Origin of the sequence: Arthrobacter pascens, assembly GCF_030816475.1 — a bacterium.
Classification (GTDB): domain Bacteria; phylum Actinomycetota; class Actinomycetes; order Actinomycetales; family Micrococcaceae; genus Arthrobacter; species Arthrobacter pascens_B.
Genome location: NZ_JAUSXF010000001.1, coordinates 3225701 through 3251754 on the forward strand (window position 1 = coordinate 3225701; position 26054 = coordinate 3251754).

At 59.6% G+C, this 26054-nt stretch carries 21 protein-coding genes and 1 pseudogene; 11 read left to right on the forward strand and 11 right to left on the reverse strand.

Annotation, left to right across the window (positions count from 1 at the left end; genetic code table 11):
* The first annotated feature begins 99 nt into the window (after window positions 1–99).
* From QFZ40_RS14750 to QFZ40_RS14775, 6 genes are all read left to right on the forward strand, one after another.
* The gene (locus QFZ40_RS14750; RefSeq protein ID WP_306905321.1) at window positions 100–1443 is read left to right on the forward strand and encodes an MFS transporter; all 1344 of its coding nucleotides are present in this window, start codon (window positions 100–102) and stop codon (window positions 1441–1443) included.
* Window positions 1444–1509: 66 nt separating this feature from the next.
* Complete coding sequence (locus QFZ40_RS14755; RefSeq protein ID WP_306905323.1) at window positions 1510–3864, forward strand: polysaccharide lyase family protein; 2355 nt, start codon at window positions 1510–1512, stop codon at window positions 3862–3864.
* Between the two features lie 268 nt (window positions 3865–4132).
* Complete coding sequence (locus QFZ40_RS14760; protein ID WP_306905324.1) at window positions 4133–4966, forward strand: alpha/beta fold hydrolase; 834 nt, start codon at window positions 4133–4135, stop codon at window positions 4964–4966.
* Window positions 4967–5509: 543 nt separating this feature from the next.
* Complete coding sequence (locus QFZ40_RS14765; RefSeq protein WP_306905325.1) at window positions 5510–6139, forward strand: hypothetical protein; 630 nt, start codon at window positions 5510–5512, stop codon at window positions 6137–6139.
* Between the two features lie 125 nt (window positions 6140–6264).
* Window positions 6265–6840 carry an HNH endonuclease gene (locus tag QFZ40_RS14770; protein WP_306905326.1) on the forward strand — a complete coding sequence of 192 codons (576 nt, stop codon included), beginning with the start codon at window positions 6265–6267 and terminating at the stop codon, window positions 6838–6840.
* Between the two features lie 128 nt (window positions 6841–6968).
* Window positions 6969–7694, forward strand: coding sequence for a hemerythrin domain-containing protein (locus QFZ40_RS14775; protein ID WP_306905327.1), 726 nt, complete (start codon window positions 6969–6971; stop codon window positions 7692–7694).
* A 67-nt stretch (window positions 7695–7761) separates the two neighbouring features.
* On the opposite strand, the gene QFZ40_RS14780 is transcribed toward QFZ40_RS14775, so the two are convergent.
* The 3 genes from QFZ40_RS14780 to QFZ40_RS14790 all read right to left on the reverse strand — a co-directional run bounded on the left by QFZ40_RS14780 (window position 7762) and on the right by QFZ40_RS14790 (window position 10809).
* Window positions 7762–7932, reverse strand: a complete 171-nt coding sequence (locus tag QFZ40_RS14780) for a dihydrofolate reductase family protein (protein WP_306905328.1) — start codon at window positions 7930–7932, stop codon at window positions 7762–7764.
* Between the two features lie 748 nt (window positions 7933–8680).
* Complete coding sequence (locus QFZ40_RS14785; protein WP_306905329.1) at window positions 8681–9763, reverse strand: hypothetical protein; 1083 nt, start codon at window positions 9761–9763, stop codon at window positions 8681–8683.
* 458 nt (window positions 9764–10221) lie between these two features.
* Window positions 10222–10809, reverse strand: a complete 588-nt coding sequence (locus QFZ40_RS14790; protein WP_306905332.1) for a DUF4268 domain-containing protein — start codon at window positions 10807–10809, stop codon at window positions 10222–10224.
* Between the two features lie 451 nt (window positions 10810–11260).
* On the opposite strand from QFZ40_RS14790, the pseudogene QFZ40_RS21710 reads away from it, so the two are divergent.
* Window positions 11261–11553 (forward strand): annotated as a pseudogene (locus QFZ40_RS21710) (DUF4383 domain-containing protein).
* Between the two features lie 38 nt (window positions 11554–11591).
* Here QFZ40_RS21710 and QFZ40_RS21715 read toward each other — a convergent pair.
* The 3 genes from QFZ40_RS21715 to QFZ40_RS14805 form a co-directional block, all read right to left on the reverse strand.
* Entirely contained in the window at window positions 11592–11786 is a 195-nt protein-coding gene (locus QFZ40_RS21715; RefSeq protein WP_373427437.1) for a hypothetical protein, read from the reverse strand.
* A 191-nt stretch (window positions 11787–11977) separates the two neighbouring features.
* Window positions 11978–12433 carry a hypothetical protein gene (locus QFZ40_RS14800; RefSeq protein ID WP_306905334.1) on the reverse strand — a complete coding sequence of 152 codons (456 nt, stop codon included), beginning with the start codon at window positions 12431–12433 and terminating at the stop codon, window positions 11978–11980.
* Window positions 12430–13776: a hypothetical protein gene (locus QFZ40_RS14805; RefSeq protein ID WP_306905336.1), complete on the reverse strand. Its 1347-nt coding sequence runs from the start codon at window positions 13774–13776 to the stop codon at window positions 12430–12432. Before QFZ40_RS14805 ends, QFZ40_RS14800 begins: the two co-directional genes overlap by 4 nt.
* A 212-nt stretch (window positions 13777–13988) precedes the next feature.
* On the opposite strand from QFZ40_RS14805, the gene QFZ40_RS14810 reads away from it, so the two are divergent.
* Window positions 13989–14486, forward strand: coding sequence for a hypothetical protein (locus QFZ40_RS14810; protein ID WP_306905337.1), 498 nt, complete (start codon window positions 13989–13991; stop codon window positions 14484–14486).
* A 222-nt stretch (window positions 14487–14708) separates the two neighbouring features.
* On the opposite strand, the gene QFZ40_RS14815 is transcribed toward QFZ40_RS14810, so the two are convergent.
* On the reverse strand, window positions 14709–15965 hold the full coding sequence (locus tag QFZ40_RS14815; RefSeq protein ID WP_306905339.1) for a serine/threonine-protein kinase: 1257 nt from the start codon (window positions 15963–15965) through the stop codon (window positions 14709–14711).
* Between the two features lie 232 nt (window positions 15966–16197).
* Between QFZ40_RS14815 and QFZ40_RS14820 the strand changes: the two genes are divergently transcribed.
* On the forward strand, window positions 16198–16464 hold the full coding sequence (locus QFZ40_RS14820) for a helix-turn-helix domain-containing protein (RefSeq protein ID WP_306905340.1): 267 nt from the start codon (window positions 16198–16200) through the stop codon (window positions 16462–16464).
* Between the two features lie 289 nt (window positions 16465–16753).
* Here the strand turns inward: QFZ40_RS14820 and QFZ40_RS21720 are convergent, their stop codons facing one another.
* The 3 genes from QFZ40_RS21720 to QFZ40_RS14830 are packed head-to-tail and all read right to left on the reverse strand — an operon-like array spanning window position 16754 to window position 20911.
* Complete coding sequence (locus QFZ40_RS21720; protein WP_373427438.1) at window positions 16754–17704, reverse strand: DUF3883 domain-containing protein; 951 nt, start codon at window positions 17702–17704, stop codon at window positions 16754–16756.
* Window positions 17701–19488: a DEAD/DEAH box helicase gene (locus tag QFZ40_RS14825; RefSeq protein WP_306905341.1), complete on the reverse strand. Its 1788-nt coding sequence runs from the start codon at window positions 19486–19488 to the stop codon at window positions 17701–17703. Before QFZ40_RS14825 ends, QFZ40_RS21720 begins: the two co-directional genes overlap by 4 nt.
* A 1-nt stretch (window position 19489) precedes the next feature.
* Complete coding sequence (locus tag QFZ40_RS14830) at window positions 19490–20911, reverse strand: transcriptional regulator (RefSeq protein WP_306905342.1); 1422 nt, start codon at window positions 20909–20911, stop codon at window positions 19490–19492.
* 900 nt (window positions 20912–21811) lie between these two features.
* Between QFZ40_RS14830 and QFZ40_RS14835 the strand changes: the two genes are divergently transcribed.
* Window positions 21812–22831, forward strand: a complete 1020-nt coding sequence (locus QFZ40_RS14835; protein WP_306905343.1) for a DNA cytosine methyltransferase — start codon at window positions 21812–21814, stop codon at window positions 22829–22831.
* 959 nt (window positions 22832–23790) lie between these two features.
* Here QFZ40_RS14835 and QFZ40_RS14840 read toward each other — a convergent pair.
* Window positions 23791–24729, reverse strand: coding sequence for a DNA-methyltransferase (locus QFZ40_RS14840; RefSeq protein ID WP_306905344.1), 939 nt, complete (start codon window positions 24727–24729; stop codon window positions 23791–23793).
* A gap of 659 nt (window positions 24730–25388) precedes the next feature.
* Between QFZ40_RS14840 and QFZ40_RS14845 the strand changes: the two genes are divergently transcribed.
* Window positions 25389–25841 (forward strand): helicase associated domain-containing protein, encoded by a 453-nt coding sequence (locus QFZ40_RS14845; RefSeq protein ID WP_306905345.1) that lies wholly within the window; start codon window positions 25389–25391, stop codon window positions 25839–25841.
* Window positions 25842–26054 lie beyond the last annotated feature (213 nt).

Genomic DNA, 26054 nt, shown 5'->3' on the forward strand with positions numbered 1-26054 from the left:
AAACGATTCACTGGAAAGGGCTTTCCAACCCTTTCAGGGACAATTTCCCGGAAATGCTTTCCGGTTCCTTGCCACCGTCGCCAAAGGAATATTCATCCAATGAGCACCACTTCAGGGGCTGTCAGCCCTACCCTCGAAACGAACATCAGCCCGCGGGATCCCAAGAAAGCCGCCATGAGCGGGTGGATCGGCGGCGCGCTCGAGTACTACGATTTCGCGCTGTACGGCCTCGCCGCCACGCTCATCTTCCCTGCCATCTTCTTCCCGTCCGAGAATCCGACTGTCGCGATCATCGCCTCACTGGCGACGTATGCGGTGGGCTATGTCTCCCGCCCGCTTGGCGCTGTTGTGCTCGGCGCCTATGGTGACAGGCACGGGCGCAAGCATGTTCTCGTCTTCGCAATGCTGCTCATGGGTTTCGCTACCTTCGCAGTGGGGCTGCTGCCCACGTACGGGCAGGTAGGCGTCCTGGCACCCGTGCTTCTCGTGATCCTCCGCCTGATCCAGGGATTTGCTGTGGCAGGCGAACTCGGGGGCGCCAGCGCCATGATCGTCGAGCACTCCCCGGACGCCAGGCGAGGCTTCTTCTCGAGCTTCAGCCTTCAGGGCACGCAGGTCGGCTCGATCCTGGCCACTGCTGTCTTGCTTCCCCTGGCCGCCGTTCTGCCCCGCGACCAGCTGGAAGCCTGGGGCTGGCGAATTCCGTTCCTTCTCAGCGCCGTCGTCATCCTGGCCGGGTACCTCATCCGCCGTCGGGCCCAGGAGCCTCCGGCCTACCTGGCCCAGACCGAAACGGGCAAAGCGAAGCAGCGGTTCCCGCTCATGGAGATCCTCCGCACCCGCCCGGGGGTCCTGGTCCGCTGTGTCATCATGACCTTTACCAACGTGATCGGCATGGCAACGCTCATCTTCGGCGTCTCCTACGCCACCCAAAAGGGCTACGGCATCGGCTTCTCCAGCAGCGAATTCCTCTGGGTAACCCTCGTGGCCAATCTGGCCGCCGTCGTGACCATCCCGCTGTTCGGTGCGCTTTCCGACAGGATCGGACGCCGATGGCTCATGGTGACCGGCGGGATCGCTGGCGGCCTGCTCGCCGGGGGCTACCTGTGGGCCATCGACCAGCGGAGCCTGGTGCTGGTTTTTGTGTGCGTCGTCCTGGTGCAGGGCATCTTCTTCCAGATGTGGAACGCCACCTTCGCCACCTTCTTCCAGGAGCAGTTCCCCATGCGGATGCGGGTCACGGGATTTGCGGTGTCGCAGAACCTCGGCCTCATGATCGCGTCCTTCTTCCCGAGCATCTTCACGGCCATCGCTCCCCCGGGGTCGGCGAATGTGCCGCTGGTCATCGGGCTCACAACATTCGGCATTTGCGTTGTTGCGGCTGCGGCAACCCTCCTGTCGTCGAGCACCAAGGGCAAGTCGCTCCAGGATCTCGAAATCTAGGAAGCCCCTCAAAGCGCCAGCTTCCCCCAGCGAAACAGTTTCGAAAAACTCAATGAGGAGCCAGGAATGACGTCAGATCAGGTGCACCCGGTGCAGGCAAAGGGCATCACCCGGCGGACCGCAGTCCAGGCATTTGGAGGAGTCACACTCGGCGCCGTCCTGGCCGGGAGCGCGGGCGCTGGTGCCGCAGCCGCGGCGACGCCGGAAGGGCAGGGCGTCAAGGTCCTGATCGGCGGAGTGCCGGCCAAGGTCGGAAGCTACGCATTTCCCGCCGCGGTGCCCGAGCTGGTCCTGGACAACGGCCTGGTCCGCGCCACCTTTGGCAGGGACGATGCCGGGGTGCTTACCGGCTGGCCAGACGTCTCGATCACGGCGACCTCGATTGTGGTTGACGGGACGGAGCTGGCGCATAACCTGAACGGTGTGGACCCGCGTGACCCGGACCGCCAGCACTCCTTTTATGTGGACGCCTCGGGAGGAAAGACCCGGCTGGTGTGCTCCCGGGTGGACGTTCTCCGGGCCGAGCCTGGACTGGTCGAGGTGGCTTTCGTGGATACCACCAGCACTCCGCTGCGCCACGAGCACCACCTGGTGATGAGGGCCGGCCGCCGCGGCATCTATGGCTACGACATCATGACGGCCGTGACGGACACCGTCATCAATGAAGTGCGCATGAACACCAGGTGGGACCGCAGCCTGCTGGATCATGCGTACAACTGGGAACGGGGTGCAGGGCAGCAGCCAACGTACGCCTACCTGGCCGCGCAGCAAAGCGTGCAGGACGAGACCTGGCGTGTGGACGGGGCCAATAGGGCGGACCTTCCCAGCCCGAACAGCAACTCCGGCAACCTGCCTGCGGGCTCTGTCTACAGCAAGTACGACTGGAGCCTCTACCACCATGAGAACCCCATGTTCGGGCACTTCGGGCACGGTTTCGGAGCCTGGTTCACACCGCTCGGCGGTGTCACGGAGGACACGCTCTGTGCCTTCTACGGCGCCGGTCCCCAGCATCAGGACCTGGCAATCCACCAGGATGCCCTGATCCTGAACTACTTCTCCCGCAACCACTACGGCGAGCCCGCCTACCCGATACCCGCGGGTTACAAGCGGCTGTACGGGCCCTGGCTGACCTTCTTCACCGTGGCCGACCCGTCCGAACCTGATGCGTTGATCGCGCAGGCTGCACGCACTGCCCGGGCGGAGATCAGCGAGCACAGGGACGGGGCAGCCTGGATGGCCGATCCCCTCTACCCGTCGCCGAGTGACCGCACCACAATCACCGGACGCGTCCGCCTCACTGACGGGCGCCCTGCCGCGGACTTCCACGTCATCCTCTCCACCCAGGACAGCGAGAGTGTCTTCCCGATCGCCGAACCCACCTACTTTGTTAAGACCGACGGCGACGGACGCTTCCAGCTGCCCGGCATCCCGCAGGCGTGGAAGCCAGGAAGCACGGCGCCTGGCTCATATGTCCTTTACATCCAGCCTGCGGAGGGCTCGGTCACTGACCTGTACCGCCGTCTCGGCGTCGTCGTCTCTGGACGTTCGCAGGACCTCGGCGAGATCACGTGGACTCCTACAGCGCATGGCACCTTCCTTTGGCAGATCGGGCGCTCTGACCGGAGCGCCGGGGAGTACGCCCTGGCCACCAACTCACCGGTGATGGGCAAGCCGCGAGGCTACGCGAAGCCCTCCTTGATTCCGGCCGACCTGACGTTCACCATCGGCCAGAGCTGGGAGCCAACGGACTGGTACTACGCGCAGACCAACAACGGCACCTGGACAGTACGGTTCAACTTGGACCGTGCGTTCAAGCGAACCGCCTACCTCACAGTGGCTACCGCCATGCAGCAGGGAGGCGCCCCGTCGGTGGCAGTCAACGGCAACAGCTCCGCCGTCTCGGGTGCCCTTCCCGGGAACAACGACTCCACCATCGCCCGGCAGGCTGACCGCAGCGGCTATCCCCGCACCGCCGTCCTGTCGTTTCCGGCGGAGCTGCTCGTTGCCGGCGAGAACAGCATCACTTTCACCCATGGCGCTCCGGCGCCGGCAGGGAAGGGCCTTGGTTGGGATACCCTCGTCCTTGAAGTCGACGAGGGTGCACCTTCGGAGTCCGCCCGGCTAGAAGCGTCCATGGTCAGGACGTTCACCGGCGCCGGGACAAGCACCTGGGAAGTGACCGTCCGTAACGACGGCCCGGGCACTGTCTACGATGTGCGAATCCAGGGCATCACCACGCCATCGGGCCAGCCCGCGCAAATTATCGGCCGTGATCCCGACAAGTTCGCCGTTCCCGTCGCCGCGTTCCTGCCGGCGGCTGCCAGCACGGTCGCCCACATCACCGTTGCCGGCGGCCAGCCGGTTTCCGTGACCTTCACGGCCGACGGCGGAAGGACCACGGCCACCGCCGCCGGTAACTGACGCCGGAGGTGTAGTTACTGGCCTTGCGGGAGCCCGGGCGGCTGGCTGCCAGCACTCTTTTAGGGAGTCTGCACCCCCGGTGACCTGACTCGCGCCGAGGTATTCCGAGGCCATGCGGGTGGCCCAGGTAGTTTCAGGGCACGACGGCGGCACCCGGCTTTGACACGGACCGCCGGGTCGCCGGGGCCTCACCGTGACCGCTCGGCCGGTACTACACACCGATGTCTTGAGATTGGTGGAAGAAGCGTTGGACGGAGAGGATGGAGGGATGACCAGCGTGGGGGAACGAATGGATGATTCTGGTACTGCCGGGCAGTTCAGCGCTGTGACGGTCGAATCTAGGGACGGAACGCTCACCGCACTTGTCCGTCCTGGACAAGGAGTCCCGATCGTCATCGTGCACGGGGTCATCGCGGACGCCTCTGCCTGGAAGCAGGTAGCCGAAAAAGTATCGCCCGAGCGTCCAGTCTTCGTGCTCAATCGCCGAGGCCGCGTCCCGAGCGGTCCCCTGAGTGAAGGGTATGGAGTCGAGACGGAGGTGGAGGACCTCTTGCGGTGGCTGTCGACTCTTGAGGGTCCGGTTGACCTAGTTGGGCACAGCTACGGCGGTCTCATAGCGGTTCAGGCTATTCGACAAGGTGCCAATGTTCGCTCGCTCGTCCTTTACGAGCCGGTCGCACACCCCTTCGGCCTCGAGGCGCTGCCGCTCGTGGCGGCAGCCATCAGCGCCGGCGACCTAGACGCTGCGGTCGAAATCATCAATGTTGATCTCTCCGGCTATTCCCAAGCGCATGTTCAGACACTCCGGGCTGGCCCAGCGTGGCCTAAGCTCATGCAGCTAACAGAGCCGGCCGCTGCCGAGCTGCAGGCAATCAACCAATTCGTTCTCACTGTCCCACCAGCATGGACTACTCCTACAACGTTGATCGCAGGCGAACTGAGCAGGAACCGCCCACCATACGGTCCGAGCGTTGACAAGTTTATGGAAACCCTAGACGTCGGCAGGGTCACAATCTTGGCCGGCCAAGACCACCTGGCGCACGTGACCGCTCCGCAGGAACTGGCGCACGCAATCAACGAGGGCCTTGCGACTGGACGGTGACAGGTACCTCGTACCAACCCCTGACACTGCCGGGCCATTGAACTCCAGCCCGCTCCCCGTCGTACATCGCTTCGATAAAGGTCAGCGCTGTGGACGCCGAGCGCCTTGCTGCCTTCTGGTCCCAATTTCTTACGCTGCATCGGACGCTTTCGTGTCAGCTGACAGTGAAGCAAGGCGAATTTGATCCAGGCTCGGTTGTTCCTTGCGCCAAAGCTGGGAAGAAACTGCGGAGGCCTTGAGGCAGGAGGGCCAGAATTGCGGCCATTGGCCCTGGTCTTCCGCAGTGATGACCAGGCCCCGGAGCATGACAACGGCGTCGGTCTCACATGGCTTTTGTAATGCTCATGACCCGTTTCGCTTCACCTTACGGGCCTACGATTCGGCGAGTAATTCGCATCATTTTTTGAAATTTGGGGGCAACAAATGAATACACGTTTTCGGCACAATCACGCGCCAAATCCGGCCAACAACGGGGTGGCCGGAACCTCAGCGAATTCATGGATTTCTCGACGTCGAGTGGCTGGTGCGGCTGTAGCTATTGTTATGGTCATTTCAGCGACGGCATGCGGTCAACAGGCAGCCTCGTCCACGACTGCTCTGGCCAGCAAGTCGGAATCCTCGACGGCGACGCCAACATCCACTCCAACCGCCCCCGCCTCTTCCTCCTGCGTCACCGGGGGCGCGACCGAGCAGTACTCGCCCAAGGTCTTCATCTGCACGAAAAGCGACGCAGGGACTCTGCTGTGGATGGAGCAGTCGGAATCGAAACGGGTAACGGACGCGCGCGCGGCGGCTGAGAAGGCCGCAGCTGAGAAGGCAGCCGCCGACAAGGCAGCGCAGGACGCTGCGGCGAAGGCGGCACAGGAACAGGCCGCTGCGGAGGCGGGGCGCCAACAGGCTGCAGCCGAGGAGGCGGCGCGCCAGCAGGCCGCAGCAGCCGCAGCGGCGGCGGCAGCGGCGGCGAAAGTCCAGGCGCCCGTAAAGCCTGCCGCCCCCGTAGCCCCTAGCGGATGCGACCGAAACTATGCAGGCGCATGTGTCCCGATTGCGTCCGACGTCGATTGCGCCGGAGGGAGCGGCAATGGTCCCGCGTACGTGCGCGGACCTGTCACCGTCGTCGGATCTGACATCTATGGTCTCGACAGGGATGGCGACGGCGTGGGATGCGAGTGATGACCTGCTAATCCATCCGCAGCAGGCCGGTCGACGATAGCTTTTCAAAATGCCGTCGTCGGCTGGCCTGCCTCGAATGCTAGAAAAATACGAAGTCGGGCAGAGCGAAGTTATGGGGGAACTCGATGGTGGAACTGAAGCGTATCTATTGGAGCCGCCAGGCCCTGCGTTTGGCCTACTCGGCTGCGATCCTGTGGTTGGCCGCATCCATTATGCTGGCGCTGATGCCGAAGGTGAACGCCGGCGCCGGTCACAGCGTCTCTTCGGTCGGCGACATCTTTCGTGGCATGTTCTATGGCGTGCTGGCCGCTATCGCCCTGCCTGGTATGGTCGCGGTCGCCCTGACCATCGCGGCGGCCGTGATCCGCGCCCAGGACGTCCGACGCCGGGACCCAGTCCGGCGGTTCAACCGGCAGCAGCGACGTGAGGGCATGGCACGGGCAGGCGGCCGGTGTGAGATGGAAGCAGGGTTCCGGCGCCGTTGTTCCCGGCCGGCTGAGCACGGCGACCATTTCTACCCGTGGTCCAAAGGCGGATCCACCACCCTCGATAATTTCGTTGCGGCCTGCGCCAGATGCAATCGCACGAAAGGGGCAGTAGTTCCTTCGCCGAGTAAACAGGAAAGACTGGAACGACGACGTCGGGACTACCTCGCGCCCGACGCATCCGTCAGCGTCGGCGAACGGCAGCCGCTCCCCTAACGCCTTGGGTCACCGGCTGGTCGGAGTAAGCCGGGGCCGACTCTTGCGATTGTGCCGCATGGGGGCAGACGTTAAGATGCTGGCGGGGAGAGGTCCTGGTCGCACTGACTAGCGTTAGGAGCAATCCAATGACTGACTTCTTCACCATGCAGCCCGGCGAAACCGCAGCGCCTTTGCCACAAGGACCAGTCCTGTGTGCGGGAACGGCCGGCATGCGGCGCATCCACCGCTTTTTCCTGTGGGCGTACGACGAGGCGCCTGGCCTGGTGCGCTCCGCCGCTGCCGGTGACACCGCCCGCGCCGCGTACGTGGGCGAAGTGTTGGGGAACTTCGACAAGGTGCTCCACTTACACCACGAGGGCGAGGACCAGAATATGTACCCGCAGCTCGCGGCAAGGGCACCGGCGTGTGCGTTGCACGTGGCGCAGATGCTTGAGCAGCACCGGCAGGTGACGGACAGGCTCGAGAGCATTGAGCCGGTCCGCCTTCGTTGGATGGAGACGGCGGACGCCGAAGTTGGCCGGGAACTCGCGGAGCGCTACGAGGACCTGAAGGCCGTCCTCAACGTCCACCTACGCCGCGAAGTCACCGAAGTGATGCCCGTCGTGGACAGGGTGCTGACCGAGAAGGAGATGCAGGAGGCCGGGAAGCACGGGATCGATCAGCTCGACAAGAAGTTCCTGGTCGGCTACCTCGGGATGGTGTTGTCCACGAATCCACCCCAGGAACAGAAGGAAATGTTCAAGGAGATTCCCGCCCCGGTCCGACTTGGCTACCGTCTCATCGGGCGCAGGATGTACCGGAAACAGTACGCGACGCTCTTCCCGGGACGACCGATACCCAAGACGATGTAGTCGTCCACGCGGGCTATTCGTTGGCCGGGACCGGGAGGAGATGCACCTACTGCATCCCACGCTGTTGCTAGTCCTGGCCGCACCCGTAGTGGAGCCGGACCACCCCGTTGCCAAAGGCCCGCGTTCCGATCAGCGTGAGGTTCACCGTGACGTCCGGCGACAGGAACAGCCGCTGTCCCTCGCCCACCACCACGGGGTGGACGTAGAGCAGGTATTCGTCGATCAGGCCGAGCCGCATGAAGGGTTTGGGCCAGGTTGGGGCCGCTCAGCACCAGGTCACCGCCGGGCCGCGCCTTCAGTTCCGCGATCTGTTCAGGCACGACGTCGTGGATCACCGTCGTGTTCCAGTCCGCTGTTGTTTAGGGTCCGGGAGAAGATGAACATGGGCATGTCGCGCCAAATTCCGGCGAATTCGACCATAGCCGGGGTGATGGCCGGAGCCTGGTCGGCCGTGGGCCAGAAATGTGCGTGATCCGCCCACTCAGGAACCCGCCCTTCGAACCCAGGTCATCGTTGATGTATTGGAGCAGTTCCTCGTCCACACGGTGCCAGCTGATATCACGGCCTGGCCGTTCGAAGAATCCGTCAACGGCTACTGACGTCATTAGGGTGATCTTTCGCATGTGGATCCCCCTTGATGCGCCGGTACTGGCGGGCCGGCGCCATGGCTTCCAGTGAAGCACCAAGGGAACGGTTGGACCAGAGCATGCTTTTGGTTGGGAGGCGCCAACTGATCAACCCGGATCGGCACAGCCCGCGGCAACTGCACGACGTGTCCGAGGTGCTGGAGCTGCGGCGGGAGCACCGGCTGCAGAAGGGACGCCCTGCTGGGGTCCAGCACCTTGATACGTCCACCCGATCCTTTCACTTAGGTTTCCCCCGCGCCGGCCCATGGACCCCATCTGCACAGGTTCTTCTTCCCGGGCGTCCGCCGGGAGGTGTCGGAAAGAACCCAGGCCTCGACTCGACCGACCGATGCCTGCCCGTCAACCGGTGAGGACGCCAAGGGCAACGAAAGCTTGGCGAATGGATTCCCGCGATAGCCCTGCAATGGGGACATTCGGCCGCCGGCTGGCGAACTGTGACGAGCGCAACGATTCCGCCAACTCGTTTAGCCCTGCAGCCTGTCCTAATTGATCAACGAACTCGCGCAGGACAGACGTGTCCGGCATCTCATAAGTGGACACTCGGGAGAGTCTCGTGAAGTCGAACTCCACCGACGTGCGTTGACCAGTGAAGTAAAAGAGCGAAACGGTCCCCAGCCGCCGACGCCTCCCGTCAAAGATCTCCAGATGAGCGGCCGGAAAGTGGGCTTTTGAACCGATGAAAGCCAGCCCCGCGTCGGACGCTTCGCTGACGAACAGGTCAAAGTTTTCGATGCTCGCGCTGTCATTCAACTCCAGCCACGCGCGGTAGGTCCCGACGTCCCACACCACCTGGTCGCCAGCCGCAGGTTTGCTCGCCCCTGTCCTAACTTCAGCCAGTTCCTGCCCGTAGATGCGCGGCGCCAGTATTTCGATACTTCCCTGTGTGAGGCGTGAGTATTCAACGGCGACCACCGAAGTGTTTGGACCGGACATGAAGTTGAGGTACTCCACCATTCTCTTCAGCGCCGTGTTGATCGCATCCACGGCCAATACGATCCTGAACCTTCCCTCCGCAAGGTTCCGTGCAAGCGCCTCTCGAAGAGGAAATCCGTCCTCCGAGTCTTCACCGAAGAGGGATTCGTGCGTGCGGCTTTGCCATCGTGCGGCGAAGTCGTCAACATCCATCTTCCATAGCCGCGATGCGTAGTCGAACATTTGCCCGACGATCTCTCGTCTCACCTGCGGGTTAGCCGCCAGCTTGCATTCAACCAGTGTCACGTCTCCGTCGGCACCGACAACCACAACGTCCGCTGGACCGACCTCGGATTGAAACTCACGGCATGTCCTAGCGCCCTTGCCAACACCAGGGATCAGGTCCGGATGCGCAGCGAGTATGGCCTGCAGATCTGATTCCAAGGCATACCCCGCGTATGCCGCCTCGCGCCAGGTTCCGTCGGTCTGCCGAATCAATATGTCACTCATAGCAGTGCCTCCGGTGGACTGGAGCTGGGCATTCCCCCTGCCGGAGATAATCCAGTCGGCTGCACTAGACCTCCATGGCCGGTTATTCGTCAGTCTGCACCTGCGGCTGGGAATACTCAATGCCTAATAAGGCAGCTGGAACGCGGCCCCGAAGGAGGTGGCGCCGGTGTGGCAGGCGGTGACGCGCTGCCGACCGCCCAGGCCCTGCCCGCCGGGGACTCCCCTTCGTCTCCTCCGCATGAGCACCCAGTCTCGCCCTGTTAGGGCCGAGATGGGTTCCGTACCGGCCAGCTCGTCAGCGTGTGGGCCGCACTTTCACCAGCCCGACGCCGCACGAGAACGTGAGGCTACGTGCCCGGTGCCAGTGGACGATATGAGGAGCCGTTCCGCTGCGGCAGGGGCGTAACTGCTTGCCGGGCTCCAGCCTGTCCACTACGATCGCCCCTTGTCGAAGGCCTTTACAAGTACTTCGACAAGACCCGCGCGAACGTGTCTCCCGTCGGCACGAGCCACTCCACGAGTTCTTGCGACTGAGTGTCGTCCAGGAAGTCGCCCGGACGACTGATGACGAGCTTGGATGCCTTGCGGTCGGGCTTGTCATCCCATTCGAGGCTGAAACCGAGGTCGGCTTCGATGGCGTCGCGCTGGGCAAGTAACTTCGCGAAGAGATCCTTGTCGTGGTTGATCCAGAACAGCGTGGTGACAAGTTTCCTCTGGGAGTTGACCGTGAGCAAGATCTGCCCACGGGAGTCTCCAAGGCTAACGTCGTACCAGTTTTGCGGATAGGGCTCGCGCCAAGTATCGATGTTCGTTGCGTGTTCAAGGCCATAGTCACGTACCCGCTCGAAGAACGCACGTTGGGCATCCTTCACGGACACTTCCCGCCCGGCCCTGGAGGGAGGCCTGACCTTCCGGCGGCGTGCGGCAATCACGTCCTCGTCGACGTCGAGGCCGGCGGCTTCCGCGAGTTCCTCAGCGCCGATGAACTGCTCGGGATCCCCGTGTCCTTCCGCATCGAACCGGAGCCTTTCTTCCTCAAGCACCACGCGCGGGTCGTCGTCGCGGCCAGGCTCAGTCCAACGAAAACCAGGCGAGATCGTCCCCCGCTCTGCAGGACTCGCCAAGCGTTGGCCATAGGGAAGGTCGCCACTATCGCAGCCAACGGCTGGGCCCAGGTGCCAGCCACGATCGCGACGTCGCCGTACGTACTCCAACGCCCCGCCGGGATTTCGGCGACGATCGCAGCAACTTGGCTGCGAAGCGCTGACGGCTCGTCGCCCACAGCTGTGATGCTCTCGTCAGGGCCTGGCCACAGCTCAATGATCTTTTCTGCTAAGCCAGCGCTACGCGCGTTGATCTCGTCTACGCCCCATTTAGCGTGAGCAGCGATCGCTTGGTTCACCGATATGCGATATCGACCGAATAGCTGGCATAACCCCTTGGGTTGGCATTAAGAAACCGGCCGGCCCAGGACCACAGCGCATTCAGGAGATCACCATGGCAACACACACCAGCACCGGCATCGCGGCCCGCAGCAACGTCCAGAAGGCATCGTTGGCTGTGGGTGCCGTGTTCCTACTGGCCGGGGTCCTGGGCTTCGTCCCGGGCATCACGGCCAACTTCGACCAGCTGCACCTCGCCGGCCACCACTCCGAGGCCATGCTGCTGGGCCTTTCCAGGTCTCGGCCCTGCACAACATTGTCCACCTGCTGTTCGGCGCGGCCGGCATCGTCCTGGCCAAGACCGTCGGCGGCGCCGGCTCGTACCTGCTCTACGGCGGCATCATCTAGCTGGTTCTGTTCGTATATGGCCTGGTGGTTCCCAGGATTCAGCCGGGAACTTCGTGCCGCTGAACGGCTTCGACAACGGCCTGCACCTGCTGCTCGGCGTCGGCATGGTGGCCTTGGCACTGGTCCTCACCAGGGTCGCGCGAAGGCACGGGCTTAGGCAGTCCGCGGCGGTAGACCAGCAACACGCAAGGGGCCATGGCCCCGATCGCAGCTTCGGCTGTTATCGGGGCCATGGCCTTTCCGGCTCTAACGCGTGGCCAGGCGCTTAGCTCTCGTTGCTTCTTTCGACATGGCTGCAAGGTAACGCGGTCACGGCGCTAAATGCCTCAGTGAAAAGCGCCTATTTCAGAAGCCCAGGAACTACTTCGTAGGCCGCGAGACGGGCCAGTTTAGCCTTCCAGGCGACTGGAAACACGTCATCACCTCATGCCGACTGAGACTCTATTTCTCCCCACTTCAAAGCGTGCGCATAAAGGAGGCCGCGCAACCGTCTTTGTTCCTTTTTGTCGTCGATAACGTGCTGGAAATCGACAAAGCAATGTCCCGGCGCACGTTTGTCGCCGAGAGGAACGGGACACCCACTGTCATCGACGGCACGGAGCGACGCTTTGACCACTTCGTCTACTGTGACTTTGTAGACACCCATCGAGGCGGATCTCGCATTACCGTTGTGCCAGGCGCGGCTTTCGTCAGCCGTGACCTCAGTGGATCGCGAGTACGATACCTTGCCCTTGTCTGCGTCGCTTGGTCCAAAAGCAGCGGCGCGGGGGCGCCCCACTTGGCTATCCCAGTGGTGAGCCGGTATCTGGCGAAACAAGTCTTCGCCTTCGTCTTGGAGCAACTCAGCTTCGCAAGAAACGAGCTTCACAAAATCAGTCACGACAGAGCCTCCCCGACTCGCTCAATTACTTCTGATAGGTCCTCGGGGTCGAACTCAATTGCTTCGCCGGAGACCACATCAAGATGGAACAGGAAAAAGTCGAGTTCAGGAGAAATTTCGAGCGTCACAACTCGTTGCGGAGAACCCCATTCAACAATTACGCCTCCGTCTTCGCCGGGATAGATGCCCGGTGAAATCTCGCTCTCCTGCGTGGCTCGCAGCACCTCCCGCGCGGCATCGATTGCAACGAACGAGATAAGTGGGCTCTTACCGAGTTCTGGATGCCAATTCTTTGCAAGGCTGGCGAGTTCCACTATCCGTCTCGACCAGGGCTCCGTCTCAATTTCGAGCAGTTCAACCTCATCCACGTTGAGGATCTGCCTTAGATGGTCACCTAGCCAGCTCATTCGGCCCGTGACACGAATGAGAGGAGCTTGAGCGTTCGATTCGAGGACTTTCTTCAGGTCCTCCAGCCTCTCGGCTTCCTTGTATCGCCCGTGCACCTGACCGAAGAGCAGGGTCTTGATCTTGAAGTTTCTGGCTTCAGCATTGACCGCGATCAGGCGGCCAGCCACTGTTGAGGTGTACTTGCGCCTTTCCGGCGCCTCTTCTTCAGTTTCTACCAACTCAAGCGCCAGCCGCTCGAAGATCGGGCGAAAAACCCTCGGTGCAGTCTCAGATGTGATGCAGACTTCTTCATGCGTTTCGGTACCGGACAATAGCAACGAGTCTTCCTCGCGGAGGCTCGAACCGAAATCTCGGAAGGCATCGAGTGACGCTAGGCTCGATAGCAGTCGTTGTTTCGACTGCCTAGTCGTTTCCTCTTCATCCTCTGATTCTGCATCGGCCTCGTCGCCTGGACCTACCTCGTCGGGCGGCGTAGCGTCCCCATCCTGGTCCCCACCGACCGACGGCGATTCCTGGTAAGCGGCACTCTCTTGTCCGCTGTCATTGAGAATGACACCAAAGTTGCGATTGACTATGTCCGCAAAAAGCGCTTCGACGTCGAGGCGCCCGGCATCGTAAAAACTGTCGTAAGCAGATCGCGTTTTTTCCATTACCGGAACAGCGCTGCCGTCCTCAATTTCAGTAACAGCCAAATCAAACTCACTGGAAAAGTCAGCCGGGACTTCTTCTCCAGGATTAGCCTCACGCCACGCCAGCTTGGCCGCTTCGAGGATCAATTCCCTGTACCGCTGCAATTCGACTAATGCGTCGATTGGCAGTCTTCCCCCGTTGAATCGTGCACCATCCAGTTTGAGGGTGGCGAAAACGCCAGACTCGTCTTCCACTGGATTTGCGTCGACTTCATCTTCGCGTGCGGCGTCGTCGTCATCGTTCACTTGCTCAACCTACAGGAGGGGTCTGTCAAAAATGGTTCTCCGCCCCGAACGGTCACCATTCGTTACAAAACCACAAAATGGTTGGGTCACCATTGCACCCGCTCCGACCGGGCGCGGCCCGCCATTCTGCGCCATCAGGCCCAGCCATATCATGCGCACCACGAGGGCGAGGACCAGAGCATGTACCCGCAGCTCGCGGAAAGGGCACCGGCGTGTGCGTTGCACGTAGGCAGATGCTTGAGCAGCACCGGCAGGTGACGCAGCGGCTCGAGAGCATCGAGCCGCTCCGCCTTCGCTGGATGGAGACGGCGGACGCAGATGCTGGCCGGGAACTTGCTGCGCGCTGCGAGGACCAGAAGGCCGTCCTGAACGTCCACCTGCGCCGCGAAGTCACCGAGGTGATGCCCGTGGTGGACAGGGTGCTGACCGAGAAGGAAATGCAGGAGGCCGCGAAGTGCGGGATCGATCAGCTCGACAAGAAGTTCCTGGTGGGCTACCTCGGCATGGTGTTGGCCACGAATCCACGCCAAGACCAGAAGGAAATGTTCAAGGAGATCCCCGCCCCAGTCGGCCTTGGTTACCGCCTCATCGGGCGCAGTATGTACCGGAAACAGTACGCGACACTCTTTCCGGGGCGCCGGATTCCCGAGGGCGCTGTAGCTTTGCGGGCGGTCTCATTGCCCCCCGTGGACTGGAGGGCCGTTGGGTAGGATCCGGTGTTGCGGAACACTGCCCATCGCATCGAGGTCCTCGGGCACCGGCGTTCCTTCGCCGACGGGGACGCCGTGCAGGTAGGTCAGCTCGCTGCTCAATGTAGTCGGGGTCAACGTCGGCGCTCACTTGAATCTGTCTGCCGGCTCGGTATTGCTCGATGCCTTGAGGCGGAGGTGCTCCGCTTTAGGCAGCGAGGCCACAGCGATCAGGGTGCCGATTTAGTCCTCTCGTAGTCGCTGCACCAAGTCACTTTCACCCTTCGATTCCCACCTGTCGCTTGCCTGCTGCTTGAAAAAGTCCCACGACGAGGAAGTGTGCAGCGCGGTCTCCATCGCCCGCTGTGCCGGCTTGTTTAGACCTGTCAGCCAATCGAGGATCACCTTCGCTGGCTTGAACTGATGTATGTTAGCAGTTGCTCCAAATAATGCGGTCGCAACCCGCTCGGCGGCATCGTACTCACCTTCGTTGATCAGAACCCGAAGAACAATCACGCCCCAAGTCAGGAACTTGTCGATGGCATCGAATGGCAGACCGCGAGTATTGCCAGCCAGGTCATCCAACGCATCGCTGACAGCCGCAGCCAGACCAGTGCGATCTGCGTGAAACCAGTCATGTACCTGTGGCTGCTGCAGCTTTGGAAGCCCATCAACGGATCGAGTGAGCCGATTTGGCTGACCGACGTAGGAACTGACTCGTGGCCAATCACCTGCTTGCACAAGAGATTCGAGGCTAGCGGTACTCGCAATAACCGAATCTCTGACAGCCTTCAGAAAGTACTCAAGATTCGAATAGCGGCCAGCCGGATCTGCGTTTGTCGCTCGTCGGAGCACCGCCCTCAGCTGCGGTTCGTCGACAAGCTTGACGTGGCCGAAGCTTGGGCGTTTTCCGGTCAGCATCCACGAGAGGATGGCACCCGCCGCGTATACGTCGGCTGTGATCGTTGACTCGTGAGCATCATCATGCTGCTCAGGCGCAGCCCAGCCTTCGGTTCCCGTTAAGCCGTTGATGCGAGTCAGTTGCTCAGTGGTAAGTCCGGCAGGATTTCGAACGATCCCGAAATCAGCCACAACCCACCGCGCGCCGACTTCATCCTCCAGCCACAAGATATTCTGTGGCTTTAGATCGCGGTGCACCTGCCCCTTGGCATGAATCGGATTGAGCGCCACGGTGATGGCATTTAAGACCAGCAAGCACTCTTCGAAGGCCGTCGGCACTCCAGTGTCGTACAAGGTTCGAGCCGCGACTGGCATCGAATACCAACTGTACGAATCGTCGCAGTCCAGAACCGGCATGACATGAGGACCTGCTGCAAGCTGCATCGCACCGATCTCACGCTTGAATCGTCGTTCGACGCGAGAGTTGTTTGCTGCCAGTTTGAGCACTATGGACGAACCGGAAGGGTTTCTTGCCAGCCAGACTTGAGCGGATTGGGTGCTGCTGATCTGGTTATCAAGCTCATAACCGTCAGGTATCAAAGAGTAACTCCTCGTAATAGTTTCGCTGAAGAATACCGGTCCAGGCTCTGTGGCTTAACCGCTCCGGGAGCCCGCTCGTCATCCTAATGCCCGCCCAGACCGCCAGTTGAGAACGCGGGCGGAGTGTCTGAGCGACATGGAAATGCGGTCTTACAACGCAAGGAATCAGAGACAGCTTTACGACAGCGACGCCTGAGCCTGACTTCACACTGTTTTTGGTTATGGTTGTCGGGTGGCTGATGATGTAACGCCGAAACGCCCGAGGTTCTTGACCATCGAGCAGGTCGCCGAGGAGCTGGCCGTTGGTTCGCCGACTGTCCGTCAGTTGTTAAAGTTGGGTGAGTTGCGGGGGTTGCAGATCGGTGGCCGCGGCATGTGGCGTGTGGCTGCGCAAGACCTCGAGGACTACATCGAGCAGGCATACAGGGTCACGGCTCAGCGAATCGCGTCCGACGAAATGCCAGACGAAGGATCACTCATGGAGACTTCGGAAGGTTAGGCGCCTGCTAGGAGTCAGACCCTGTCTTTCATGATGGCCAGTCTGGCTCCGCTGTTCAGTTTCGTTAGCGTCATGGTGTCGTGAACTTCAGAAAGGGCTGCTTGTCGGCTTGTTGTAGAAATGCATAATGCGCTCCTGAATCCGCCCGTAGTCTGCTCACAAATTACCCCCGCAAGTGAGTTTGGAGATCCTGCACTAGGGCTCGAGTGGGGTTGAACTCGTGCGTTGTCATCGAAAATCCAGAAAGGACTGCTGCCGTCATCGCTTAGCAACATATAGGGTTTAGCGTTCAAACTGATGACCTTCCTTCACCTGAACAAACTTCTTTTGGCATCCAAGCGAAAGCTGGGCCCTGGCACCGTGTGCCTAGGGCGAGCAATCTGTGCGTCCTCATATCTGCTTCGTCCCAACGGAGAAACGCCAAACCAGGAATGAGATGGCCTTCTCCCACGTCAAATCTCGCGCTTTCCCAGCTTGCTGACGTCGCTCGATCTATTGGGGCAAACCTTTTCAACGCTGATTTGTCCACCTCGGCGACGCAGCTGGCTCTGAGCTCATCGTCTAAGCCCACAACAAGCAACTTCCACTGCTTGTCCGCCAACCCAGTCTCGAACTCGTGACGGCTGACGAAAAACGTAAGTCGACCTCTACGAGTAGTAGATTTCACTTCGAGGTGCCATTCAACTCCTTGGATGGAAGCTGAGACATCGTACCCGAACCCGTCATCCATTTCGGCCACGTGATTGATCGCGCTGGGCCACTTGGCCTCGAGGAGCCTACACAGCGCGATTTCTCCTGCGCTCCCAACCTGTGCTCGCCGGGCTAGATCTATCTTTCCGCTTATCCTGCGTACGACACGTAACCCTGAACTGGCCGGAAGCCCCAGCAAATCGGACCATCTCTCTATGTCCTGCGGCAGGTCATCACTGCTGTGAACCAGCACGTCGGCATTTTCCAGCCAAGGAGGGTCCGCGGCTTCCAAAAGACTGGCCAGAAGGTATTCCCTTCTGCCCTGTGATGTCATTTTCTCCAGTGCTGGGGAACGCCCTGAACTGCCCTCCGGCAGGTTCGTCCAAGCCAATGAGTGCAACCACTCGAGGGCAATGGAGTATTGGGTTGGAGTCAAATCTGTGTATCTGGAGTTGGACCGGATAAGGACAGAAGCTTGGAGTTCACTGGAACGTCCCAGCAAATCAAGCCACCGAGCAGCTGCGATAATTACTCCTTCGGCGGGAATCATCGGTTCAGATAGGTAGTAAAGGCCGCCAGGTCGGACATGTCCATTCCGACAGATTCGTCAACTTCCTCTTCGAGGTCACCGAGAACACGCACGTTGGGATCGTCAAGAATACCGCCCATAAATTCCAGCTTCCGCGCAAGCCGATCTTCGACTATCTCGTCAATGGTCCCAGAGGCGGCCAAGACCGTGATCTTGGTTATGGTGGATGGAGCCAGGCCCAACCGGTGGATGCGGTCAAGACTTTGTAGGAAACGGCCAGCAGAAAAATCACGGTCCACATAGACGGCGTCGTGACACTCGTGATGGAGGCTGACACCTTCGCCCAGCGTGGCTGGATTGGACAACAGTACGGCGCAGGCCGGGTCCTCCCGGAAGCGTCTGAGCTCCTCTTCCCGATTTATTGTCCCGCCATGAATCAACGCCGGATTGAATTCTGCCAGCATCCTTTCCAACGACTTAAGGTTTCGAACGAACGTCGACCAGATAAGGGTTTTTCTGCCTCTGGCAACATTCTTTTCTACAATGCTGCGTACTTGCTGGTACTTGGGGTTGAGCTCGTAGAGCGGCAAGTCCCGAAGAAGCTCCATGGCAGAAGTGTTCTCGGGAACCTGATAGGGAGGCACCCGGTAAGGCAGCGCTTCGTGCTTGTCCGAGCCAACGGCAAGGAGTGCAGGCGAAGTGGCAGCCATCAACAAGTACAGCAGGATCCTGCCCAGTGCAGCCATATCTCCGGCCTCAGAGGCTGAAGCCAGCTTTCCCTGCCCAAGAAGCGCATCGTAAATTTCTCGGTGTAGAGGCGGTAGATCCACTCGGCGGATCGATACTTCAACTGGGGGCAAGTTCAACTCGGACTTCGTTGTCCGCGTAAAGAGTGGCTTGAGCGCTCGGCTGGCAACGGAGAGATCCTCGTGCGCCACCGCCCGCTGGACGGCTGCCCTGCCCTGTCCTGGCCACACGAATGAAAAGAGGCTTTCTAGGTCCCTAGAGCCGTTCGGGGCCGGCGTACCGGTCAGTATCAGACGATTCGTCGCGTATGGGCCAAGAGTCAAGCACGCGCTGCCCCAGGCTCCTGCACTGCCAAGTTTCATCCGGTGCGCCTCGTCCAAGACCAAAAGGGTGGAGGCAGCCTTCATCCATGTAATAAGGGGCGGGATTGAATTTGGCAGGCGTTCGTAATTGACCAGCAGAATGTCGACATCGGGAGGAGGGCCCCCAGTCCATACATAAGTGGTTATGGCGTCGCCACTAAAGCAGACTCCGGCTTCGTACGCCCAGCTTTCGAACGCTGATTTAGGACAAACAACGAGCATGCGTTCGATCGACCCACCGGCACGACGAGCCGCGTAGATCGCCATGCTTGCCCTGGTTTTTCCAGCACCAGGAACACTGAAGTTTGCTCCATGATTGAGCGCCATAAGCTTAGATAGATCGCGGGTCTGGTGCTGGGTAAGCGGAGCAACCCAATTGGGCGGAAGGACGGGGGCCGGCAGCTGATCGACTTCCTCGGCCCTGAGCCGAGCATCCACCAGAGCGGAGTCCTGAACGTTCCCTTCCACGAGTCTGAGAAGACCGCTGTCCCAACGGACATCAACGTCATCGCTGGGCCATCTCGCTAATTCACGCAGGTTAACCAGGAAATCATCAAGCTCAATGCTGATCGACGTCTTATGCAAGCTCAGACTTGTCGAAAAACGTGTCGACAGCATCCGAAGATGAGGGGCATTAATCTCATCGCACGAAAGATCAATCCTCCCTGCTGTGAGAGAAAACCGGAGGTCGAGCACTCTAGTTTTCCGCCCCGATCTCTACACGGGCAATTGCCTGGAGCCACCGGACGCCGTCCGTCGGTTCGCTGGGGCCACGGCTGACAATCTGTGCAAGCTTGTGGAGATTCTCACGGATTGCTCCGATCTCATCTTCCAGATCGGACACACTGAAATTTCCTGTAGCTCTAGCACTCGAGACAGCCTCCAAAGCCAGCTCAAGAGCGTCGTTCGCATCGGACAACCGGTCCGCTGCTGCCAGTTTCCTCTTGAGGACCCTGCCTTGGCGGCCGGCAAGATCCAACCCATCGTCAAGGGCACTATGGGTATTTGCCAGCAATTGCTGGGCTGCCACCCGCTCGCTGCTGGATACATCCACATGAGGTTGAGTGGCGGCTTTCGCTTGGAGTACGGCGGTGGTGGACGCTTTCAATGCCTCTACCACTGCGCTCGGGCCGGGCGCAGACAAATGAGTACCAGGAATACGGACAGTAGTCGCCTCATTGGACGTCTGCTTCGGCATAAGAGGTTTAGCGTACTTACCCACAAAATCTGATTCGATCAACCGCAGGTCTGTCTTGGACTTGTTGAGGGCTATGGCCAAGAGCCGCTGTTCTCTGAGAGCTTCGGCCTCATCAGGTGCCTTTATCTTAAGTGCCGAGTAGGTTCGGTAGAGCTCTTCTAGTTTCCCCTGTTGTTCTTCGAAATCCACCAGACGCAGGGAAACTTGCTGACCGTCCGAACCCACGATTCTGCTTCTGTCGATGGCCTCTCGGATGAGGCTCAAGATCCATAGGTGGCGTTCGAGAGTCGCCGCTTTGATCCGGAAGTCAGCCGTGATCTCCGAGGTTGGCCGTCCCTGGAGGATCCTTTCCTCAATAGCCAGCAGAAAATTCATGAATGAGTAGTCGCGTTTGTAGTCTTTCCGCAGCTGCAAAGCAAGCTCAATGGAACGGAGATCATCCAGGCTCGCATCCGGCGGAAGAACTCCGACGCGCATGTGCTCCTGCTTAAGTTCCGACAGTGCCGCACGCCGAGTATTGCCGTTTATCAGAACTCCACTCCGAGTAATGATTCCCGGGTCGCTTTGACCGTGTACCTTCAAGTCCTCTTTGAGCGCATCAAAAGCGGGATCGACGGACTCAGGGTTCGTAGGGTCGCCTTTGAGCAGCTGATGAAGGTACGTCTGCCCCAGGTCTCCATATGGATCATTGTCCAAGTCCTGGTCTTTGGCCCTGTCGATGCTCCGCTGGGCGCGTATGCGGTGAGTTGCGGGGTTGTAGTACAGGATTTCCACAGGCATGGAGATCACCGGCAAGTGCATCGAGCGTCCACGCCATTCAATCGAGACAGTCTCCTGGACTCCCTCTGCCGAGCGGCTGGCCGCCAGCCGCTCCTCAATGATGGCCTTGTTGTCCTGCGCACGCCCTGGAAGGTTGCTCACAGTTGTCCCCTTAAGCTTAATATCCCTACCCCATCCTATGTCCTTGCCCTCGTCGACCTTTCAGCCGGGGGGTTTTGAGCACACACCATCTCCTGCATTGCCTATAACGCTCCGAATCAAAGATGATTGGCGACATGAACTTTCCGGACTGGAGAACGAGCAGCGCTGGGACGCGCACCCGAGCGGCCTTATGGTTGGCCTCACAAATTGGCGAAGGCGGTGTGTTTACCAAAGCTCAGCTAAGGGAGGCTTTTCCTGGAGTTGAACAAATCGACCGTCGTATGCGGGACCTAAGGCAAGACGGATGGATCTTGTCCACATATGCGCAGGAAAGATCACTGGCCGTGGACGAGCTTCGCCTGGTCAAGATCGGCGGCCATGTATGGGAAGCTAGCTACAAATCCAATGTCACTCGCAGCGCCAGCGACCGTGAGCGCCGAGAAACTCTCGCCAGGGACAACTTCGCCTGCGCGTTCTGCGGCATAGGTGCCGGAGAAACGTATACCGATGACCCTGCTCGTTCCGGCCAACTGAGCGTTACCTGGTGCGGGTGGGCTGGACCAGCAGGACGTTATGTGACCACATGCAAACGGTGCCGAAATCCCCTCGCAGGAAACGACTCGAGTGGTGCCGCATATGAAGCAGCGGCGTTGCTCGCACCTGTTGAGATGCGGACACTAACGGAGTGGATACGAGTTGGACACAGGACCCCGCAGCAAATTGATAAGGCATGGGCCCTTGTAAGGCTGCTTTCAAAAGCGGACCGCGATGACCTGCTAACCAGGCTCGGACCGATCCCCTGAAAGCTTCCTGCGCACCGCTTCTCAGGACCACTTGAGATCGATACTCAGTGCGACGACGCGTGTCGCACAGCGGGAGCACCACCGATGCAATGAGATGATGGACGACATGATCGCCACCTCCTCACAGCTCAACGTGCTCGAAATCTGCGCCGGAGCAGGTGGTCAATCGGTCGGGCTGGAAAAGGCCGGATTCGGACATTCCCTGGCCGTAGAAATCGACGTCGACGCAGCGGCCACTCTTCGGCTGAACCGTCCCGAATGGGATGTACATCAGGGTGACGTCCGAGAAATCAGTGGTAAGGGCTACCGAGGCGTCGACCTCCTAGCCGGCGGAGTTCCCTGCCCGCCATTTAGCATTGCTGGTAAACAGCTGGGCGCTGATGACGAACGCGACCTTTTCCCGGAGGCGCTTCGCCTCGTCCGCGAAGCCTCGCCGACCGCCGTCCTGCTTGAGAACGTAAGGGGCTTGGCCTCTGCTCGATTCACACCGTATCGGCAATCAATTTTGGATGCCCTCGACAAGCTTGGTTATGACGCTGATTGGCAGCTATTCAATTCCAGTGAATTCGGTGTCCCCCAGCTGCGCCCCCGGTTCATCCTCGTAGCAATGAAGCGGCGCCACTTCAGGAAATTCTCGTGGCCCTCGGCGCAAGGCACACCTCCGACAGTAGGAAAAATCTTGCTGCCATTGATGCAAAGCGGCGGCTGGCCGGGCGCAGAGGCTTGGGCAGCCAGGGCCAACTACATTGCTCCAACAGTTGTCGGGGGCTCGAAAAAACACGGCGGCGCGGACCTCGGTCCCACCAGGGCCAAGGTAGCGTGGCTGCAGCTGGGCGTCGATGGTAAGGGGATCGCCAACGAAGTGCCTGGACCTGAAACCCCACACAATCATGTACCGCGGCTGACGAACGAAATGGTAGCCCGCGTCCAGGGCTTCCCCCCAGAGTGGCAGTTTGCAGGACTTAAGACTTCGGTTTACCGCCAGATTGGTAATGCCTTTCCACCGCCTGTCGCATGCGCAATCGGGACTTCCATAGCCCAAGCTCTCGGCGTTAAGAGCCGTGCTGCTAAGATCGGAATCGATTTGGTCGACCGTCATCTTCAAGCTGTGAGCTGACGCCTCAACAAGCAGAGAGCATTACCAAACGCGCGGCAACAAGTATCCTTCGACCGTGAGCATCCATTCCCCGTCTCCGAAGCCGGTCTCAATCAAAGTCATTCCCTTTGAGTCGGCGGCTCGTGCTTCGGCCTCAAAGTAAGGCCAGCCATCACTCTGGACTTACGCAACTGCGTCACGCGTTTTAACAGCCTGCAACCAACTCAAGGCTGGAGCCGGTTAGTGCCCTCCACCATTTCAAAATTTCATTCAGTCTCTCGGCTTTTGCTTCGCGCCTATAGCCGCAGAGTGTACTCGCGCGCCTAGTAATCAGCAGCGGCCGCATATGATCACCCGACGCTCAATTCCACGCCTTCCGCCCGAAGGTGAGATGACGGGTGGGACGCGCGATCTTGCTCGCCTGCAGGGTAAATCCGCATCGAAGAGAATCGCCTACTTCTGAACTTTCTCCAGCGTAGATCGCACGCTTTCTAGAGTATCTCCGTATGGGCGCATCCACTCATGGACAGCGCCAGGGCGCACCTCTAACCAAGCCGTTTCGCTAGCCCCTGAGCCTGTGTGTTGCCCCATGTGTCCGATGACATGCTGCTTGATTACGCTTTTCGGCAGCAGCCATGCGTGGACTTTTAAAGGTGAAATTCCCAGGCAGAGACAATATGCATAGTCTTGGTCGCGAATTTGTTGAAACTTATAGAACCCTGCGTCCCAAAGGGTAGACATCTTTATCTGGATTAGGTGCCCATTAATCCAACGATCACCTTTTCCATCGGGGGCTCCGTCTACAAAAAGTCCGACAGCGCGCGCCCATTCAGTTATTAGGGCCTTACCGACCCGACCCTTCGTAGCCGAAGGAACTCCGCGAATCCATTCGAAAGAACTCCCCGACCATGCATCGTTTGGCGCGATATTCCTAAGAAGCTTTTCAGAAGCGGAGGTCATGATCTCATAGTCGTTTATAGTCATCCCGCGAGATGGCGTTCTGGTGAACTAGAGGCGCAAAATTGAACAGTTTCCTGCGTGTCGCCAGAGCTTCGCAGATGAGGACTGAGCCGGACCTTAATAGTCGCTATCGACGCTGGATTTTGGTCGATCAATACAAATTTCCGTCCGAGGGCTTGCGCGACCGCTCCTGTCGTTCCGCTTCCTGCAAAGAAATCGAGAATCCAGTCTCCTGGTTTGCTACTTGCTTGGATAATTCGTCTGAGGACGCCTTCTGGTTTCTGCGTAGGATACCCCGTTTTTTCCTTTCCCATTGTGGACACGATAGTGTGCCACCAGACATCGCTAGGAAGAAAATCTCTGCCTGACGGCTCAACTGCCAGACCGGGGGTCTTATACCGTTCACTATCAACGTCGTGTTTATTGAAAATATAGTTGTCAGGATTCTTCACATAGATCAAGATATTGTCGTGCTTTGTTGGCCACTTCTTCCGGGCTCTTGCGCCGTAATCGTAAGCCCAAATAATCTCATTCAAGAAGCATTGACTTCCAAAAATTGAATCCAAATAGACCTTAGCATAATGCACTTCTCGGTAATCAAGATGCAAATACAAGGTGCCGTCGTCGGTCAACAGCCTCCAGGCTTCAGTCAAACGTGGCTGAAGGAAAGACCAATAGTCTTCAAAGGTATCGTCGTAAGCTACCTTCGCGCCCTTAACCGTTTCGTACCTCTCGCCCTTGAAACCTAGCCTAGAACCAGTAGCAGATCGTATCGTTTTCAGTGAGTGGCGAACCTGTGCCTTGCCGGTATTGAAAGGCGGGTCGATGTAAATCAGTCGAAAAGTTTCATCCGGCAACGAACAGAGTGCGGCCAAGTTGTCACCTTCAACAATCAGGCTCGGTCCGGAGGGACTCCAGTTCATGGTCTTTGGTTTTTCACGCGCTGTCGCATCCGCCATGACGACGACCCTACTTGGGACCGGCCTCTTTGCACGACAACGACAGCCTCAACACGACTGCTAGGTTGACGGCCGTCAGTTCTCGAGAGTGCTCATTAGGGTGGACGAAGCTGGCCGCTCACACCATGCCGCTCCAGGGGTGCGTACTACTGCGGGGCAATGGCACTAGCCGGGGGCTTTTGACAGCGCTAGAGAATTCACAGCGTCGCGCCATAGGCCGACCCTTTGCCCCTGAAGCCTTCAAAAGTCCCCGGTGTTTTAGTAAGGAGTCATTAGACTGGCCCGACAGTAATGAGGGAATTGGCTCGTTTCGCGTGCAGTGTTCCAGAAGTCATGTCTCTTGGGCGAGTTGGATACTAGCTCTCGGTACTGCGAGGTCTGGATGATGAGAGGGCAGGAGTGGAGGCGGAATCAAAGAGAGCCGGGGAAGATAGAAGGCAACGATGACGAGAGTTAAACGAAGGGCCCCACACCCGGAATGGGTTCAAATGTACCGGCAGGGCATTCCATCACCGAAGATTGCCGCGGAGGCCGGGGTAGCCGCCAGCACGGTCCGCTACCATCTCCATCTTGCCTTTCAGGCCGAGCCGTCCATACGTAAGGAACACAACAGAGCTGCCGGCTCAGCTCCTAGGAACTCCCCCGCCGGCGTACGGAACATGAATGACATCATAGCTTTCTATACGGCTGAAGGCCGGCTCCCTTCCACCCATGGCACTTCTTCACGGGAGCGGGCAATCGGCGTGTGGCTGCACCGCCGCAAACAGGACGCCGCCCAGGGAACCCTCTCCCTCATCTACAGGGAAGGCCTCAGGGGCATCCCCGGCTGGGACAGACCGTCTACCCGCAATGCGGACGACGAAGCACGCTGGCACCAGCGCCTGGCTGAACTCATCGCTTTCAGGGCCGTCGGCAACGATTGGCCCCGTCACAAGAAAGCCGAGACCGAGCAAGAACGGGTCCTGGGCGTGTGGCTCCATAGCCAACGCATCAAACACCGCCGCTCCGAACTGAATGAGGGCAAGGAAAAACTACTGAACACAATTCTCCCCGGATGGCGCACCGGCAGGAAACGCGCTGACCGCTTCACCAGGACCGCCAGCACCCGATAGTCAGATGGGTCCATGACTTCAACGGCTGCAATTCTCGTCAGCCGCATATGCTTTTCTGTCTTCCGGTGCTTCGGGGTCAAGGAGAAGCCCCAGCCGTCCCAATGGACCGTACCTAAGTACTGATGCATTGAATGATAGGGGCGCAGACAACCCGCTTCCCAACTGGCCTGGAGCGATGAGGACGGCAAACCCGCGCAAGCAATTTGGATTGCG

Coding starts and splice junctions, on each gene's coding strand:
- QFZ40_RS14755 (WP_306905323.1), top strand. CDS start 1,510: ATGACGTCAGATCAGGTGCACCCGGTGCAGGCAAAGGGCATCACCCGG.
- QFZ40_RS21715 (WP_373427437.1), bottom strand. CDS start 11,786: ATGGCCCCGATAACAGCCGAAGCTGCGATCGGGGCCATGGCCCCTTGC.
- QFZ40_RS14760 (WP_306905324.1), top strand. CDS start 4,133: ATGACCAGCGTGGGGGAACGAATGGATGATTCTGGTACTGCCGGGCAG.
- QFZ40_RS14845 (WP_306905345.1), top strand. CDS start 25,389: ATGAATGACATCATAGCTTTCTATACGGCTGAAGGCCGGCTCCCTTCC.
- QFZ40_RS14775 (WP_306905327.1), top strand. CDS start 6,969: ATGACTGACTTCTTCACCATGCAGCCCGGCGAAACCGCAGCGCCTTTG.
- QFZ40_RS14780 (WP_306905328.1), bottom strand. CDS start 7,932: ATGCGGCTCGGCCTGATCGACGAATACCTGCTCTACGTCCACCCCGTG.
- QFZ40_RS14785 (WP_306905329.1), bottom strand. CDS start 9,763: ATGAGTGACATATTGATTCGGCAGACCGACGGAACCTGGCGCGAGGCG.
- QFZ40_RS21720 (WP_373427438.1), bottom strand. CDS start 17,704: ATGATTCCCGCCGAAGGAGTAATTATCGCAGCTGCTCGGTGGCTTGAT.
- QFZ40_RS14835 (WP_306905343.1), top strand. CDS start 21,812: ATGGACGACATGATCGCCACCTCCTCACAGCTCAACGTGCTCGAAATC.
- QFZ40_RS14750 (WP_306905321.1), top strand. CDS start 100: ATGAGCACCACTTCAGGGGCTGTCAGCCCTACCCTCGAAACGAACATC.
- QFZ40_RS14770 (WP_306905326.1), top strand. CDS start 6,265: ATGGTGGAACTGAAGCGTATCTATTGGAGCCGCCAGGCCCTGCGTTTG.
- QFZ40_RS14765 (WP_306905325.1), top strand. CDS start 5,510: ATGGTCATTTCAGCGACGGCATGCGGTCAACAGGCAGCCTCGTCCACG.
- QFZ40_RS14840 (WP_306905344.1), bottom strand. CDS start 24,729: ATGGCGGATGCGACAGCGCGTGAAAAACCAAAGACCATGAACTGGAGT.